Origin of the sequence: Streptomyces sp. 184 (genome assembly GCF_045781775.1) — a bacterium.
Lineage (GTDB): Bacteria > Actinomycetota > Actinomycetes > Streptomycetales > Streptomycetaceae > Streptomyces.
The window spans coordinates 4,037,159-4,052,678 of sequence record NZ_CP123230.1; the positions used below are offsets into that span (position 1 = coordinate 4,037,159).

At 73.9% G+C, this 15,520-nt stretch carries 13 protein-coding genes; 4 read left to right on the forward strand and 9 right to left on the reverse strand.

Going from position 1 to position 15,520, the window contains the following annotated elements; all coding sequences use genetic code 11:
* Positions 1-32 precede the first annotated feature (32 nt).
* From QBL21_RS16855 to QBL21_RS16895, 9 genes are all read right to left on the reverse strand, one after another.
* Positions 33-1,058, reverse strand: a complete 1,026-nt coding sequence (locus tag QBL21_RS16855) for a hydroxyacid dehydrogenase (RefSeq protein WP_407563020.1) — start codon at positions 1,056-1,058, stop codon at positions 33-35.
* Positions 1,042-2,094: a dihydrodipicolinate synthase family protein gene (locus QBL21_RS16860; protein WP_407563021.1), complete on the reverse strand. Its 1,053-nt coding sequence runs from the start codon at positions 2,092-2,094 to the stop codon at positions 1,042-1,044. Before QBL21_RS16860 ends, QBL21_RS16855 begins: the two co-directional genes overlap by 17 nt.
* An 8-nt stretch (positions 2,095-2,102) precedes the next feature.
* Complete coding sequence (locus QBL21_RS16865) at positions 2,103-3,131, reverse strand: NAD-dependent epimerase/dehydratase family protein (RefSeq protein WP_407563022.1); 1,029 nt, start codon at positions 3,129-3,131, stop codon at positions 2,103-2,105.
* A 9-nt stretch (positions 3,132-3,140) separates the two neighbouring features.
* On the reverse strand, positions 3,141-4,106 hold the full coding sequence (locus QBL21_RS16870) for a carbohydrate ABC transporter permease (RefSeq protein ID WP_407563023.1): 966 nt from the start codon (positions 4,104-4,106) through the stop codon (positions 3,141-3,143).
* 2 nt (positions 4,107-4,108) lie between these two features.
* The gene (locus QBL21_RS16875) at positions 4,109-5,020 is read right to left on the reverse strand and encodes a carbohydrate ABC transporter permease (protein WP_407563024.1); all 912 of its coding nucleotides are present in this window, start codon (positions 5,018-5,020) and stop codon (positions 4,109-4,111) included.
* Between the two features lie 180 nt (positions 5,021-5,200).
* Positions 5,201-6,466, reverse strand: a complete 1,266-nt coding sequence (locus tag QBL21_RS16880) for an extracellular solute-binding protein (RefSeq protein ID WP_407563025.1) — start codon at positions 6,464-6,466, stop codon at positions 5,201-5,203.
* Between the two features lie 53 nt (positions 6,467-6,519).
* Positions 6,520-7,788, reverse strand: coding sequence for a Gfo/Idh/MocA family protein (locus QBL21_RS16885; protein ID WP_407563026.1), 1,269 nt, complete (start codon positions 7,786-7,788; stop codon positions 6,520-6,522).
* A gap of 48 nt (positions 7,789-7,836) precedes the next feature.
* On the reverse strand, positions 7,837-9,756 hold the full coding sequence (locus tag QBL21_RS16890) for a peptidase C14 (RefSeq protein ID WP_407566453.1): 1,920 nt from the start codon (positions 9,754-9,756) through the stop codon (positions 7,837-7,839).
* A gap of 307 nt (positions 9,757-10,063) precedes the next feature.
* Entirely contained in the window at positions 10,064-10,921 is an 858-nt protein-coding gene (locus tag QBL21_RS16895) for an IclR family transcriptional regulator (protein ID WP_407563027.1), read from the reverse strand.
* A gap of 244 nt (positions 10,922-11,165) precedes the next feature.
* Between QBL21_RS16895 and QBL21_RS16900 the strand changes: the two genes are divergently transcribed.
* The 4 genes from QBL21_RS16900 to QBL21_RS16915 are packed head-to-tail and all read left to right on the forward strand — an operon-like array spanning position 11,166 to position 15,512.
* On the forward strand, positions 11,166-12,584 hold the full coding sequence (locus QBL21_RS16900; RefSeq protein WP_407563028.1) for an aspartate aminotransferase family protein: 1,419 nt from the start codon (positions 11,166-11,168) through the stop codon (positions 12,582-12,584).
* Positions 12,584-13,780, forward strand: coding sequence for a mandelate racemase/muconate lactonizing enzyme family protein (locus QBL21_RS16905; RefSeq protein ID WP_407563029.1), 1,197 nt, complete (start codon positions 12,584-12,586; stop codon positions 13,778-13,780). The genes QBL21_RS16900 and QBL21_RS16905 overlap by 1 nt, the downstream gene beginning before the upstream one ends.
* Positions 13,777-14,619: an amidohydrolase family protein gene (locus tag QBL21_RS16910; RefSeq protein ID WP_407563030.1), complete on the forward strand. Its 843-nt coding sequence runs from the start codon at positions 13,777-13,779 to the stop codon at positions 14,617-14,619. Before QBL21_RS16905 ends, QBL21_RS16910 begins: the two co-directional genes overlap by 4 nt.
* Positions 14,616-15,512 carry an SDR family NAD(P)-dependent oxidoreductase gene (locus tag QBL21_RS16915; protein WP_407563031.1) on the forward strand — a complete coding sequence of 299 codons (897 nt, stop codon included), beginning with the start codon at positions 14,616-14,618 and terminating at the stop codon, positions 15,510-15,512. Before QBL21_RS16910 ends, QBL21_RS16915 begins: the two co-directional genes overlap by 4 nt.
* Positions 15,513-15,520 lie beyond the last annotated feature (8 nt).

The window sequence follows — 15,520 nt, forward strand, 5'->3', positions numbered from 1 at the left end:
CGCAGCGGAACGTGCGGATCAGAACAGGCGGATCAGAACAGGCGGGTCAGCGCCGTGGCGTCCACCGGGTACAGCGGTTCCTCGCCCGCCAGCAGCCGCAGCACCTCGGTGACCGCGAACTCGCCCAGGCGCTCGCGGCACTCCGCGGTGCCCGCCGCCTGGTGCGGGGTCAGCAGCACGTTCGGCAACTCACGGAACGGGTGCCCGGCGGGCAGCGGCTCGGCGTCGAAGACGTCGAGGGCCGCGTCGATACGGCCGGTGCGCACCTCCGCCAGCAGCGCGTCCTCGTCCACGAGCCACGACCGCGCCGTGTTGACCAGCCCCGCGCCGTCTGCCAGCAGCGCCAACTGCGGGGCGCCGAGCAGCCGCCGGGTCGCCTCCGTGGCGGGGGCGTGCACCGCCACGACGCGGCTGGTGCGCAGCAGTTCGTCCAGCGGCAGGACCCGTACGCCCAGCTCCGCCGCGTCCGCCTCGGACAGGAACGGGTCCGTGACCGCCACCCGGGCGCCGCAGGCGCGGACCAGCTCGATGTACGCGCGGCCCGTGCGCGAGGCGCCGATGACGCCCACCGTGCTCGCGCCCAGCTCGTGCCGGTCCGGCGCCTGCCCGGCGCTCTCCCAGTCGGCGCCGCGGCGCATCGCGTGGTCGAAGCGGTGGATGCGGTGCAGCAGGGCGAGGGTGAAGGCGAGCGCCACCTCGGCGACCGGCCGGGCCATCGCGTCGCCGGCCTGCGTGACCCGTACGCCGCGGGCGAAGGCGTCCTCGGTGACGTACGGCGCGACGGCGGAGCCGGTGTGCGCGAGGAGTTCGAGCCGGTCGGCCACCGCGAGGAGCCCGGCGTCCAACCGCGGCGCGCCCCACGCGGTGACCAGCGCCCGGGCCCCGGGCAGCGCGGCGGCCAGCGCCGCCCGGTCGCCGTGCTCGTCGAGCACGGTCAGCTCCGCGGCGTCCGCCAGCCGCCGCCACACCCCGCCGGTGAAGAACTGCGCGCGCAGCTTGGGCGGTACGCACACCACCACCCGGTCCCGGGCGGCGACGCGGTCAGCGGAGCCAGTCATCCAGGTGCTCCTTCACGAAGTCGTCGTCGGTCAGCCACGGGTACGCGGCGGCGACGCGGGTCAGCTCGTCGGCCTGCCCCGGGGAGAGCGCCTCGCCCGGGTCGAGGCACCAGGTGCCCGCGAGCAGCCCCTGGCGCCGCAGCACCTCGTGTACCCCGGCGATGCAGCCGCGGAACCCGCCCCGTACGTCGAAGACCGCGCTGTTGGCGTCCGTGAGCTGCGGCCGGCGCGCCAGGCACCGCAGCAGCGCCTCGTGGTCACCGGCGCGGGCGCGGCGCACGTCCGCCAGCAGCCCGGCCGCCGGCCGGGTCCACACCGCCCACTGCCCGAGCAGCCCGCCGGCGAACCAGCGCCGGCCCGCGGCCGTGTCGTACGGGGTGAGCAGGTCGCCGACGATGTCGTCGTCGTTGCCGGTGTACAGCGCGACCTCCCCGGCGCGGCCGGCGGTGGCGACCGCGCGGACGACGTCCGCGGTGCGGTAGCGGTCGAACGGCGCGATCTTGATGGCGGCCGTCGAGGGCTGGTCGGCCAGCGCCGCCCAGAACGACGGCGACAGGTACCGCCCGCCGACGGCCTCCTGGAGATAGAAGCCGATCACCGGCAGCACCTCGCCGACGGCGCGGGCCCGCTCCAGCAGCCCCTCCTCGTTGGCGCCCGGGACGGCGGGGCTGAGCAGCACGGCGTCGTAGCCCAGCGACGCGGCCAGCTCGGCCTCGGCGACGGCCTGCGCCGTGTAGCCGCAGGCTCCGGCTATCCTCACCGCCGGCCGGCCCGAGGCCGCGGTGCTCTCCGCCGCCGTCTCCGCGGCGAGTTCGAGCACCGGCCGCAGCAGGCCGACCTGCGGCTCGCGGATGGCGAACTGGGTGGTGTGCACGGCGACGGCGATGCCGCCGGCGCCGGCGTCGAGGTAGTAGCGGGTCAGGGCGCGCTGGCGGCGCTCGTCCAGGCGCCGGTCCGCGGTCAGGGCGAGCGGGTGGGCGGGGATGACGGCGCCGTCGGCGAGGACGTCCAGCGGGGTGGGGCGGTCGGTGGGCATGGGGCGGCTCAGAACCTTCCGTCGCGTACCTGGAACTTGGTGGGCTTGCCGGACAGCGGCAGCCCGCGGCGCAGCCAGTCGGCCTGCCAGCCGACGAGGGTGCGCAGCGGGACGTCCGGGTAGCCGAAGAGAGCGTGGCAGGCCGCGGCGTCGGAGAGGAGGGCCGTGGGGGCCTCCGTTCCCGCGAAGACGGGCTCGGTGCCGAACTCGGCGCCGAACCGGTGCGCCAGCCGGCGCACCGCGGCGGTCTCGGGACCGGTGATGTTGAGGGTGAACGGCTCCCCCTCCCGGGCGTGCAGCAGCGCGCGCAGGGCGACTTCGTTGGCGTACCCCTGCCAGACGACGTTGACGTGCCCGGTGGTGACGTCCACCGGCTCGCCGGCGTGCACCCGCTGGGCGACGTCGGCGAGGACCCCGTAGCGCAGGTCGACCGCGTAGTTGAGGCGCAGCAGCGCCACCTTCGTGCCGTGGGTGAGGGCCGCGTGCGCGAACAGCCGCTCACGGCCCAGGCACGACATGGCGTACTCGCCGACCGGCCCCACCGGGTCCGACTCGGCCGAGCCGCCGGTGCCCACCGACACCAGCGGATAGACGTTGCCGGTGGAGAACGCCGCGACCCGCGCGTCCGCCCAGCGGCGGGCGACCCGCTCCGGCAGCCCGGCGTTCACCGCCCAGGCGTGCGAAGGCGCCCCGGCGGAGCCGAACTTGGCGCCGACCATGAACACGACGTTCCCCGCGTCCGGCAGCGCGGCCAGGTCGGCGTCCGGATCCATCAGATCCGAGGCCACGGTACGCACCCCCGCGGCCCGGAGCCGTTCGGCCGCGGCGGGGTCCGACCAGCGGGACACCGCGTGCACCGCCACGTCCGTACGGCCCGCGGCATCCAGCGCGCGCCGCGCCAGCAGGCACAGGCTCGGCCCCATCTTGCCGCCCGCGCCGAGCACCAGCAGGTCGCCCTCCAGCCGGGCCATGTCCTTCACCAGCCCCGGCGAGGCGGTGGCCAGACGCTCTTCGAGCGCTTTCTCGTCAGCGAACACGATCGGTTCTCACCCCTTGATCCCGGACGCCGTGACGCCCTCGGTGAAGTAGCGCTGGCCCACCAGATACGCGGCGAAGATGGGCACGAACGCGATGACGGAGCCGGACAGCACGACGTTCAGCGGCACGTTCTGCTGCTGGAGCGAGGCGATGCCGACCGTGAGCGTGCGCATGTCCGTGGACTGGCCGATGACCAGAGGCCACAGGAAGTCGTTCCAGTGCCACAGGAAGACGAAGACGCCGAGCGTGGCCAGGATCGGCTTGAGCAGCGGCAGCACGATGCGCCCGAAAATCTGCAGCTCGCTGCACCCGTCCAGGCGCGCCGCCTCGAAGAGCTCGTCCGGCAGCCCCTGGATGAACTGCCGCATGAGGAACACCGCCTGGGCGTTGGCGAGCGTCGGCACGATCAGGCCCCAGTACGTGTCCACGCCGCCGAGCTTCGCGATCATCGCGAACGTCGGGATCATCGTGACGTGGTACGGAACCATCACCATCGACAGGAACGACCAGAACATCGCCTCCCGCCCGGGGAAGCGCTTCTTGGCGAAGGCGTAGCCCGCCAGCGACGACAGCAGCAGCACGCCCACCACCGACACCAGCGAGTACAGCAGGGTGTTGAAGAGCCAGCGCGGCACGTCCTGGGAGTTCATGACGCTCTCGTACGCCTCGCCGCCCAGCGGCCACGGCACCAGGCTGCCGGGGAACTCCACCGCCGCCGCGGGCTTCAGCGACAGCACGACCATCGCGTAGAACGGGAAGACCGTGACGACGGCGGCCAGGGCCAGGAGCAGGCCGCGGACTATCCGCCCGCCGGTGCTGCCGCGCATCGCGTGCGGTACGACGTCGCGGTTCGCGGCGCGCCGCAGGCGGCGCTCGGCGCGCCGGGCGGCGAGCCCGGCCGGACGCTCCCGGGGCACGGCGGGCGGGCCGGCGGCGCGCTCCTTGTGCGGGGTCTTGGCGGGGGCCGAGGTCATGGTCAGTCGTCCTTCCCGATCGTCAGCCGCTGGACCAGCGCGACCACCAGCGTCAGCGCGAAGAGCGCCACGCCGATCGCCGCCGCGTAGCCCAGGTCGAAGTACTTGAAGCCGGCGTCGTAGAGCTGGAAGACCAGCGTGTAGCTGGAGTTGGCGGGGCCGCCGCCGGTCATCGTGTAGACCGCGTCGAAGACCTGGAACGAGGCCGTCGTCTCGATCACCGCGAGGAAGAACAGCGCCGGCCGCAACTGCGGCAGCACGATGTGCCGGAACCGCTGCCACGGACCGGCCCCGTCGGTGAGCGCGGCCTCCTCCAGCTCCCGCGGGATGTCCTGCATCCGCGCCAGCAGGATGAGCATCCCGTAGCCGAACCGCGACCAGATGCCCACCAGCGCCAGCGCGGGCACCACCAGCGTGTCGTGCGAGAGCCACGACTCCTCCGGCAGCCCGGTCCAGCCCGTCACCGTCGACCAGGGGCCGCCCGTGGAGAAGATCCACACGAACACGGTGGCGGCCAGCACCAGCGAGGTGACGACCGGCAGGAAGAACACCGACCGGAAGACCTTCGAGCCGCGGAACGCCCGCCGGGTCAGCAGCGCGAGCCCCACCGAGACCGCGATGGTGCCGGGGACGGCCAGCACCGTGTAGACCACGGTGACCTTCAGCGCGTCCCAGAAGAGCGGGTCGTCCTTGAGCCGGGTGAAGTTGTCGGCGCCGATGAAGCTGCCGCCCCCGGTCAGGGTGTAGTCGGTGAAGCTCATCAGCACCCCGGCGACCGCGGGGCCGAACCGGAAGGCGAGGAAGAGCAGGAAGCAGGGCAGGACGAACAGCAGCCCGATGCGGGCCTCGCGGCGCGCGTGCGGCCCGCTGCGGCGCCTGCGCCTGTTCCGGGTGGGTTCCGCGACGACTGCCACGGTGGGTCTCCTTGCGGTACGGGGGTGGTGCGGTGGTTGCGCGGCCCGGCCGGCGGCAGGGGTTCGGCGCCGCCGGCCGGGCGCGCTGTCCGTGCGGCCCGCGGCCGGTCCCGGGACCGCCGGTGGTCCGGGCCGCACGGGGCTTTGCGGGGCTACGGGGAGGGGAGGGGGCCGTGCCGGTCAGCGCGCGATCTGCGCGTCGGCCGCCTCGGCCGCCGCGTCCAGCGCGTCCTCGGGGCTCTTCTTGCCCAGCAGCGCGGCCTGGAGTTCGGGTGCGAGCACGCCCATCACCTCGCGCGCCTTGTCCTGAAGGGGACCCGCGTTCATGGCGGGCAGCGTGTCGGCGACGGCCTGCTGGAGCTCGTCGTCCGGGTAGAGGTCGTCGGCCGACTTACGGGCCGGGAAGTAGCCGGCGCCCTTCTCCAGCTCCGCGGCGTTCTCCGGCTGGGCGACGAAGTTGATCCACTTGCCGGCGGCCTCGGCGTCGGCGCCCTTCAGCATCGACAGCGCGCCCACGGTGCCGTAGCCCACCGACTTCTCGCCGGTCAGCGGCGGCTGGACGACGATGTTCCCGCGGCCCCAGAACGGCTCGACGTCGGCGGTGACGTTGGTCCACGTACAGGCGACCTTGCCCTTGGCGACCGGGGTCTGCTCCAGGTTCGGCGTGGTGGTGATGAGGTCCTTGGGCGTGTAGCCCTCCTCGACGAACTCCGTGAGGTACGTCAGCGCCTCGACGCCCGCCGCGTCGTCGAACGCCACGGACCCGCCGTCCTCGGCGAAGACCTCGCCGCCGGCCTGCCACAGCAGCGGGTAGAACGTCATGTTCAGCGTCTGCGCGGTGTCGCCGGTGTAGCTGAGCGCGTAGTAGCCCTCGTCCTTCATCTTCGGGCCCAGCGCCTTCAGGTCCTCCCAGGTCTCGGGGTAGGAGTCCTCGCCGACCGCCTCGAAGACCCGCTTGTCGCATATCAGCGGGTTGGCGCTGGTGAGGACCGGGGTGCCGAGGACCTGGTCGGAGACCGTCACGGACTCCAGCGCGAAGTCGGTGTAGTCCGACCTGGCACCGGCCGGCATGTAGTCGTCGGCCGGGACGATGTTCGGCGCGTACTTGGGCAACTGGTCCGGCACCAGGTAGACCACGTCCGGGCCCTTGCCCGAGGCGATGGCGGTGCCGAGCGCGGTGTCGCGGTCGGCCCAGGGGTAGGTCTCCACCTTCACCGAGAGGTCCGGGTTCTCCTTCTCGAACTTCTCGACCATGCCGTCCCAGTACGCCTTGTTCTTCGCCTCGTCGAAGATCACGGGGTACGTCCACATGGTGACGGTGCCCTTCCCGCCGCCCGCGCCGTCGCTGCCGCCGCAGCCGGCGAGCGCGACGCCGGCCAGTGCGGTGGCGAGCAGCGGTACGGCGACGGCTCTGGTCCGCGAACGCCGGTGGTGGATCAGGGTCATGGCTTCCTCCGGGGATGGGGCGGGAAAAGGGCTCGTGGGGGCGGGTGCGGATGTCAGCGGGCCGGCACCGCCTGGACGGTGCCGGTGTGCCGGGCGCGCTCCGCGGCGAACGCGGCGAGGTGGCTGCCGAGCGACGCGGCGGTGCCGGAGCGCAGCACGCCCGCCTCGCCGGTGGCGACGGCCCGTACGAAGGCGTCCATCAGCCCGGCGTCGCCGCCGCCGTGGCCGTCGGCGGCGTTGGAGCCGGCGGCGCCGACGGTGCGCACCGTGGTCTCGCCGGTGCGGAAGTCCTGCACGGTGACGCTCTCGCCGTCGCCGCGCAGCCAGCCGTGCGAGCCGAAGATGCGGGTCTGGCGGTGGGTCTGCTCGGTGAACGCGACCATCTGGAAGGTGGCCGTGGCCCCGCCGGACAGTTGCATGGCGAGGACCTGGTGGTCGACGACGTCGTTGTCCGCGCGGTAGACGCACACCCCGTACGGGCCGGTGCGCAGCGCCTCGATCAGCCCGGCCGTGTCGGTCGGGTCTGTCGCGTCGGTGACGTGGGTGACCGGCCAGACCGGGCCCTTCTCGCGCAGCACCGGCAGGTAGAGCTTCGGCGCGCTGTACGGGCAGTCCGCTTCCACCGCGCAGTCCACGCACCGCTCCGCGGCGCCGGCCGGGGCGTTCTCGGGGCGGAAGTGCCCCAGCCCGCCGAAGCCGGTGACCTGCTCGATCCGGCTGCCGGTGACGTAGGCGATCCAGTCCAGGTCGTGGCAGGACTTGGCCAGCAGCATCGGCGAGGACGACGCCTCGCTGCGCCACGGGCCGCGCACGTAGCTGTGCGCGTAGTGCCACCAGCCGACCGGCTCCAGATGGTCGAGCGAGACCACCTCGCCCAGCACGCCGGAGTCCACGACCTCCTTCACCAGGTCGGTGTACGGCATGTAGCGCATGACGTGGCAGACGGCGAAGAGCACGCCGGCCCGCTCGACGCCCTCGACGATGCGCCGGGTCTCCTCCTCGGTGGGCGCGAGCGGCTTCTCCGCCAGCACCGCGTAGCCGGCTCCGGCGAAGGCGAGCACCGGGTCGACGTGGTCGCGGTCCTGGGTGGCGACGACGACCGCGTCGGCCTCCACTCCCGCGGCGGCGAGCGCGCGCCAGTCGTCGAACTCGCGCGGCGCGCCCACCGCCGCCCGGGCGGCCGGGCTCGGGTCGGCGACCGCGACCAGCTCGGCCCGCTCCGGGTGGGCCCGTACCCAGTCGGCGTAGGTGCGCCCGCGGTTCCCGGCGCCGGCGACGGCGACGCGGACGGGCCTGGCGGTGATCGGGGGATGCGTGGACACGGGGAACTCCTGTGCTGGGTGAGGGCGGTCGGGGGTGCGGGGGACCGGTCAGAGCCGCAGGTTGCCCGCGGTGTGCACGACGCGGTCGCCTTCGTCCGGCAGCGCGGCCCGGGCCACGCCGTCCTCGACGCAGCCGGTGTGCAGCAGGTGCGAGGCGCCGTCCGCGAAGGCGGCGGGCTTCAGTTCGAGACGACCGCCGGTGAAGGTGCAGCCCTGCGCCCGGTAGCGGTTGACGCCGCCGTCGAGCGCGACGTGCGCGGTGCCGTCCCCGGCGGTGGAGTCGACGCCGGTGAGCTGCCAGGTGACGGTACGGTCCGCACCGCCGCGCGACAGCAGCGCGCCCGCCTTGTTGGTGCCCGACAGCCGCGCTCCGTCCAGGCGCAGCCGCTGCCCGCCCGGGCCGGTCAGTTTGATCCCGGTGTCGGTGAACACCCCGCCCTCGACGGTGATGTCGGCGTGCGCGTACGACACGGGGTCGGCGCCGGGGGCGCCGGTGACCCGGCAGTGGTCGAGGACCAGCGGCCCGGTGCCGTTGAACGCCGCGCCCGCCGCGCCGTCGAGCACCGTGCGCTGGAGCGTCAGCGGGGCCTCGACGCCGGGGGCGGTGATCTCGGCGCCGGGCGCGAAGGAGAACGCCGAGTCGGCGACGACGTTCGGCCGCGCGGACCTGGCGGAGGACTGCGAGACGATCAGCGGCCCGCTGGCCGTACAGCCGCGTATCTGCGCGCCGTCGGCGTTCACCCACAGCATCCCGGAGCCGTCCAGGGCCTCCTTGCCGATGACGGTGACGTCCTCCAGCGTCAGGTCGGTGACCTTGACGCGGGCGACGAACCAGGAGCACACGTGCCGGCGGACGGTGATCCGCTTGGCCGCGCCGCCCCAGGCGGCACCGGAGTTGGCGAACGTCATCAGGCCGGAGTTGCCGGTGTAGACGAGGTCGTGCTCGAACTGGCCGTGGGTGACGAACGGGCCCTGGTCGTCGCCGTCGCCGTGGCAGTTGGTGACGTAGCAGTGGGCGGAGGCGGTGAAGTCGTTGAGGTGGCGGGCGTTGGAGGTGCGGCAGTTCGAGACGTGCCCGTAGAGGCAGTAGATCTGCTGGGTGAGATAGCCCGCGCCGCCGTACGTGACTGACCTGGGGTTGGCCAGCGTGCAGTTCTCGGTACGGAACCGCGTGCACCAGCGGCGCATGACCACCGGCCAGAAGGTGCCGGTCGCCTCGATGCCGGAGACGTCGCAGCCGACGGCGTACTCGTAGGCCACCGGGTGCGAGCCGCTGTACTGGTCGTCGCCGGCGCCCTCGAAGACGACGTTGCGCACGTGCGCCCGCTCGACGGGCTCGACGCGGGTCCAGGTCAGCGTGCGGCCGGCGGCCAGCGGCCAGCCGGTCTGGTAGCCGACGCGGATGTGCGTGCCGTCGACGATCCCGGTGACCTGGACGAGCCGCTGGATCTCCTTCTCGTAGCGGCCGGCCCCGGCCGCGTCCGACTCGACCGCCCACCACTGGCCGACGCCGAAGACGCCGGAGTCGCCGACCTCGTACACGTCGGACAGCTCCGGCAGCTCGGCGCCGAGGCTGTGCTCGTGGACGGTGCCGGTGACCTTGCCGCGGAAGAACAGCACCGCGCCGAAGGGGTTGTCGTGGTCGTTCTCCTCGATGCCCTCGGTGAGCATCCGGTTGCCGCCGAAGTCCAGTTCGATGTCGGAGCGGTCCGTGGTGTGGCGGCGGGTGAAGAGCAGGTCGGTGTGGGCCTCGATGCGGTGGACGCCCGGGTCGGCGAGCATCTTGTCCAGCGCGTCGTCGGCCGGCCGCTGGGGGCCGGTGTGGCCGTGGTCGCGGAAGTCCGCGACGCCGCTGCGGCGGCGGCCGCGGTCGCCGGGGCGCGCGGGGGCGGCGGCCTGGGCGGTGCCGGAGGAGGCCGCGGCGGCACCGGCGGCGGCCAGGCCGGCCAGACCGGTGACGCGCAGCATGCTGCGGCGGGCGGTGCTCGGGTGCTGCGGAACGCTCATGGCGGACTTCGCCTTCCGAGAAGGTCCGGATCGTGAGAAGCGTTCCTGCGGTGACTGCCGTGACGGCGGATGGCCTGTGGACCGCGGGCCGCCGGCTGCTGCCGGTGGCCGGTCCCGGGCGTGAAGGGCAGGCGCCGGGGACGGGTCCAGTGCATGTCGCGCCGCCGACCGGAAGGCCGCGGCGGATGGCTGGAAAGGTACGGCCGCCCCCGCCGATCGGTCAAGGGCCGGTTTTCCGCGGGCGGGCCGGGAGCGGCAGGCGGGCGGGTCAGCGGGCGGCGGTCCCGGGCGGTGTGCCGTCCGGCGAGGCGGCCGTGTCGCCGGCGTCTCCCGGCCAGCCCAGCTCGCGGCTGATCCGGTGGGCCGCGTCCCGCACCTCGCCGCCCAACTCCTGGTAGCGCCAGGCCGGCAGGCCGAGCTTGAGGCCGGTGATGCTGACCGCCCCGGCGCAGGCGCCGCGGTCGTCCCGCACCGGCGCGCCGATGCAGATGATGCCCTCGGCGTCCTCCTCGTCGTCCAGCGCGTAGCCGACGCGGGCGATGTCGCGCAGATGGGCCAGGAACGTCGCGGAGTCGGTGATCGTCCTGCCGGTGCGCCGCGGCAGGCCGTGCCGCTCGATCACCGCCGCCGCCTCGGCCTCGGGCATCGCCGAGAGCAGGGCCTTGCCCAGGCCGGTGCAGTGGGGGAGTTCACGCTCGCCCATGCGCAGGTCGAGCCGGACGCGGTGGTCGATCTCGACCTGGTCCACGACGACGGCCAGGCCGCCCTCGGGTACGGCGACGCGGGAGGCCATGCCGGTACGGGCGCTGAGGTCGCGCAGCACCGGGTGGGCCAGCCGGCGCAGCGAGACCTGGGAGCGGGCGCGGTCGCCGAGCCGGGCCAGGCCCATGCCGAGCCGGTAGCGCCGGCTCATGCCCTCGCCGTCGTCCGAGACCAGGCCGAAGGCGCGCAGCGTCTGGAGGGTGCCGAACGCGGTGCTCTTGGAGACCCCGCAGCGCTGCGCGACCTCCGTGACGCTCAGCCCGTCGCCGGGCGGCGGGCTCGCGAGAGCCTCCAGGATCTCGGCCGCGCGCCCCACGCTCTTGACCCAGTACTTCGGCTGGTCGGCATCCGCTCTGTTCGTCATGACCGAACAGCTTAGGGGGTGAGGTCGGGGTCCCGTCGAGCCCAAGGGGTTGACCGGCGCTTTTTTCGGCCGTAGAGTCTGGCTCTGTTCGGTAAGGCAGAACAGCGTTCTGAATAACTCAACTCACTGTACGCACCACCTTTTTTGCACCTCTCCTGCGACGACTGCCGGGCGGATGGCGCCAGGGTTCACGGGCCGGGCAGGGCCCGTGGAACCGAGACACTCGACGCAAGGAGCACGCACCATGAGCCCAGGCCCGGACGCCACCACCGCCGGAGCCGGAGCAGCCCTCGCCGAGCGCGCCCAGCGGGTCGTGCCCGGCGGGGTGAACAGCGGCCAGCGCAGCATCCCGGGCCTGCCGGGACTCGTCGTCGCCGGCACCGGCGGCGCCCGCTTCCGCACCGCGGACGGGGCCGAGTTCACCGACTACCACGCGGCCTTCGGCCCGCCGCTGCTCGGCCACAACGACCCCGACGTGGCCCGCGCCGCCGCCGAGGCCGGCGCCGTCCTCGGCCACATGGGCGTCGGCGTCACCGAGGGCGAGATCCGGCTCGCCGAGGAGTTGTGCGCACTGGTGCCCTCGCTGGAGAAAGTGCTGCTCACCAGCACCGGCAGCGAGGCGACGTTCCACGCGCTGCGCGTCGCCCGGGCCGCCACCGGCCGCCGGCTGGTGGTCAAGTTCCAGGGCTGCTACCACGGCTGGCACGACTCGGTCAGCCTCAACGTGATCTCCGCCCCCGACCGCGTCGGCGGCCACGACCCGATCTCCGCCGGCATCCTGCCCGAGGTCCTCGACGCCACCCTCGTGCTGCCGTTCAACGACAGCGCCGCCGTGCGCCGCTGCTTCGCCGAGCACGGCGCCGACATCGCCGCCGTCATCGTCGAGCCCGTACCGCACAACGTCGGCGCGCTCCTGCCGCACCGGGAGTTCCTGACCACACTGCGCGAGGAGACCGCGAAGGCCGGCAGCGTGCTCGTCTTCGACGAGGTCATCACCGGCATCCGGCACTCCCTCGGCGGCTGGCAGCAGATCTCCGGCGTCACCCCCGACCTCACCACCCTCGGCAAGGCCATCGCCAACGGCGCCCCCGCCGGCGCCATCGGCGGCCGGGCCGACCTGATGGAGCTGTTCTCCACCCGCCCCGGCGCCCCCGCCTTCTTCGCCGGCACCTACAACGGCCACCCCTCCGTGGTGGCCGCCGCGCTCGCCACGCTGCGCAAGGTGCGCGAGGAGCCCGTCCACGACCACGTCTTCCGGCTCGGCGAGCGGGTACGCACCGGGCTGCGCACCGTCTACGAGCGCCTCGGAGTGCCCGTCGCCGTCACCGGATACGGCTCCGTCTTCGTCACGTACTTCATGCCCGGCTACGACGGCGGCGCCGACCGGGCTCCGCGGACGTACACCGACCTGCTCGCCAACGACGCCGGCCTCTTCGTCGGCTACCGCCGCCGGCTGCTGGCGCACGGGATCTTCGAGCTGCCCCTGAACCTCAAGCGCAGCCACCTCTCCTACGCCCACGCCGACGCCGACGTCGACCGGCTGCTGGAGGCCACCGAGGCCGCCGTCGCCGCCGCGCTCGCCGACGGCGGCGCCCGCGACCTGGAGCACGCCTCCACCATGGGCGGCGCGACCCGGGCCGGCGCGGAAGGGGCGGCCCGCTGATGCTCACCGTCGACACCTCCCGCCCCACCGGCCCGGCCGGCCGGATCAGCCGCGTCGAGACCCTCATGCTCGGCACCGCCTGGCGCGACTTCGGCTACGTCCGCGTCCACACCGACGAGGGCCTGTCCGGCGTCGGCGAGATCACCCACCCGTACCGCGGCCGCGAGGTCTGCGCGCTCGCCGAGGCGATGAGCCGCCGCCATCTGCTGGGCGCCGACCCCTTCGACGTCGAGGAGATCTGGCTCCGGCTGCACCAGGGCGACTTCCTGCGCGGCGGCGACGTCGGGGGCGTCGTCCTCTCCGGCCTCGACCAGGCGCTCTACGACCTCATGGGCAAGGCCCTCGGCGTGCCCGCCTACCGGCTGACCGGCGGCGCCTGCCGCGACAGCGTCCCCGTCTACGCCAACGGCTGGTACGACGGGGAGCGCGACCCCGAGGTGTTCGCCGCCAAGGCCCGCGCGACGGTCGCCAAGGGCTACGGCGCGCTGAAGTTCGACCCCTTCGGCTCCGGGCTGCACGAGCTGAGCCCGGCCGAGCTGCGCCGCTCCGTCGGCCTGGTCGCCGCCGTGCGCGAGGCGATCGGCCCGGACGTCGAGCTGTTCGTCGAGGGCCACGCCCGCTTCGCCATGCCCACCGCGGTGCGGCTGCTGCACGAGCTGGAGCCGTACGGCATCGGCTGGCTGGAGGAGCCGCTGCCCTGGACGCACATCGAGCGCTACGCCGAACTGCGCCGGCGCGCGTCGTTCCCCATCGCCGGCGGCGAGCACTTCCACGACCGCTACGAGTACAAGCAGCTCTTCGCCACCCACGCCGTCGACATCGTCCAGCCCGACCTGTCCATGGCCGGCGGGCTCACCGAGGTGCGCAAGATCGCCGCCATCGCCGACGCGCACGGCATGCTCGTCGCCCCGCACAACTCCAACTCGCCGCTGTGCACCACCGTCTCCGTACACGCGGCGCTCGGCATCCCCAACCTCAAGGTGCTGGAGACCTTCGACGGGCTGCTGGAGGAATACGTCTTCGACGCCCTGCGCGGCACGCTGCCCATCGCCGACGGCCGCATCGGGCTGCCCACGGCGCCCGGCCTCGGCGTCGAACTCGCCGACGAGGTCTTCGCCGAGCACCCGCCCACCCACCGCTTCTGGAACATGTTCGAGGACGGCTGGGAGAAGCGGAACAGGAGCGCACCGGCATGATCACCGACGTCCACTCCCATCTCTTCCGGCCCGGCGCGGACTTCGACGAGGACTTCCGCGCCGAGGCCGCCCGCGCCCACGCCGGCGAGGTGGACCTCACGGTGCGCTGGGAGGACTACGCCGCCGCGGCCCCCGAGGGCACGCGCACCATCGTCGTCGGCGGCAAGGCCCGGCGCAGCGGGCTGTGGGTCGACGACGCCGCGGTGGCCGCGTACACCGCGGCGCACCCCGACCGGCTCACCGGCTACCTCTCGCTCGACCCCACCCAGCCCGGCTGGCAGGACGAACTGCGCCACGGCCACCAGGAGCTGGGCCTGGCCGGCATCAAGCTGATGCCGATGTACGCGGGCTTCGACCCCGCCGACGAGGCGTACGACGACCTCTTCGGCTACGCCGAGCGCCACGGGCTGCCGCTGCTGGTGCACACCGGCACGACGTTCGTCTCGGCCGCCCCGCTGGAGTACGCGATGCCCCGGCACCTGGACGCCGTCGCCATCCGCCACCCCGAGCTGCGCATGGTTCTCGCCCACCTCGGCCACCCCTTCGAAGGCGAGTGCATCGCCGTCATCCGCAAGCACCCGCACGTCTACGCGGACGTCAGCGCCCTGCACTACCGGCCGTTCCAGCTCTGGCACAGCCTGCGCCTGGTGCAGGAGTACGGCGTCTGGCACAAGCTGCTCTTCGGCAGCGACTACCCCTTCACCACGGTCGACGCCTCGGTCGCCGGGCTGCGCGAGATCGCCCGGATCCCGGGGATCCCCGGGCTTCCGCCGCTGGACCGGGACGAGGTGGAGAAGCTGATCCACCGGCCGGCCCTCGACCTGCTGGGGCTGTCGTGACCGGCGCGCAGGGGGAGCGGCGGCCGGGCACGGGGGACCCGGCCGCCGGCGCCGGCCGGTTCGACCTCACCGGGCGCACCGCCGTCGTCACCGGCGCCGCCCGGGGCCTGGGCCGCGTCTTCGCCACCGGGCTCGCCGAGGCGGGCGCCGACCTGGTCCTGGTCGACCTGCCGGACGCGCCCGGGCTGGAGGGGACGGCCGCGGCGGTACGGGCCCGCGGCCGGCGAGTGCGCGCGTACGGCCAGGACCTGGCGCGCACCGGCGAGCTGGCCGGGCTCGCCGACCGGATCCGCGCGGCGGCGGGGCCGCTGCACATCCTCGTCAACAACGCGGGCACCGCGGCGCTGGAGCGCTTCAACGAGATCACCGAGGAGAGCTGGTCGCGCGTCATGCGCGTCAACGCCGACGCGGTGTTCTTCCTCTCCCAGCGGGTCGCCGAGCACATGGTCGCCGACGGGGTGCCCGGCCGGATCATCACCGTCACCTCGAAGAACGCGCTCGTCGCCGAGGCCGGCCTGGCCCACTACAACGCCGCCAAGGCCGCCGCCCAACTGCTCACCGAGACCCTGGCGGTGGAGCTGGCGCCGCACGGCATCACCGCCAACACCCTGGCTCCCGGCATGGTCGACACGCCCATCGACGGCGAGTTCCCGCTGGCCCGCGAGGAGTTCGAGGCCGCGTACCGCGCACGCATCCCCCTCGGCCGCTACGCCCGGCCCGAGGAGTGCGTGGGCGCGCTGCTGCTGCTCGCCTCGGACGCCGGCGCGTACCTGACCGGGACCCGGCTCGTCGTGGACGGCGGCGTGCTCGCCGATCAGATGCCGCGGATGCGCTTCATGCCCCCGTACCGCAGCAGCCTCGCGCCCCCGCAGGACGGGACCCCGGACGGCTGACCGGCGCG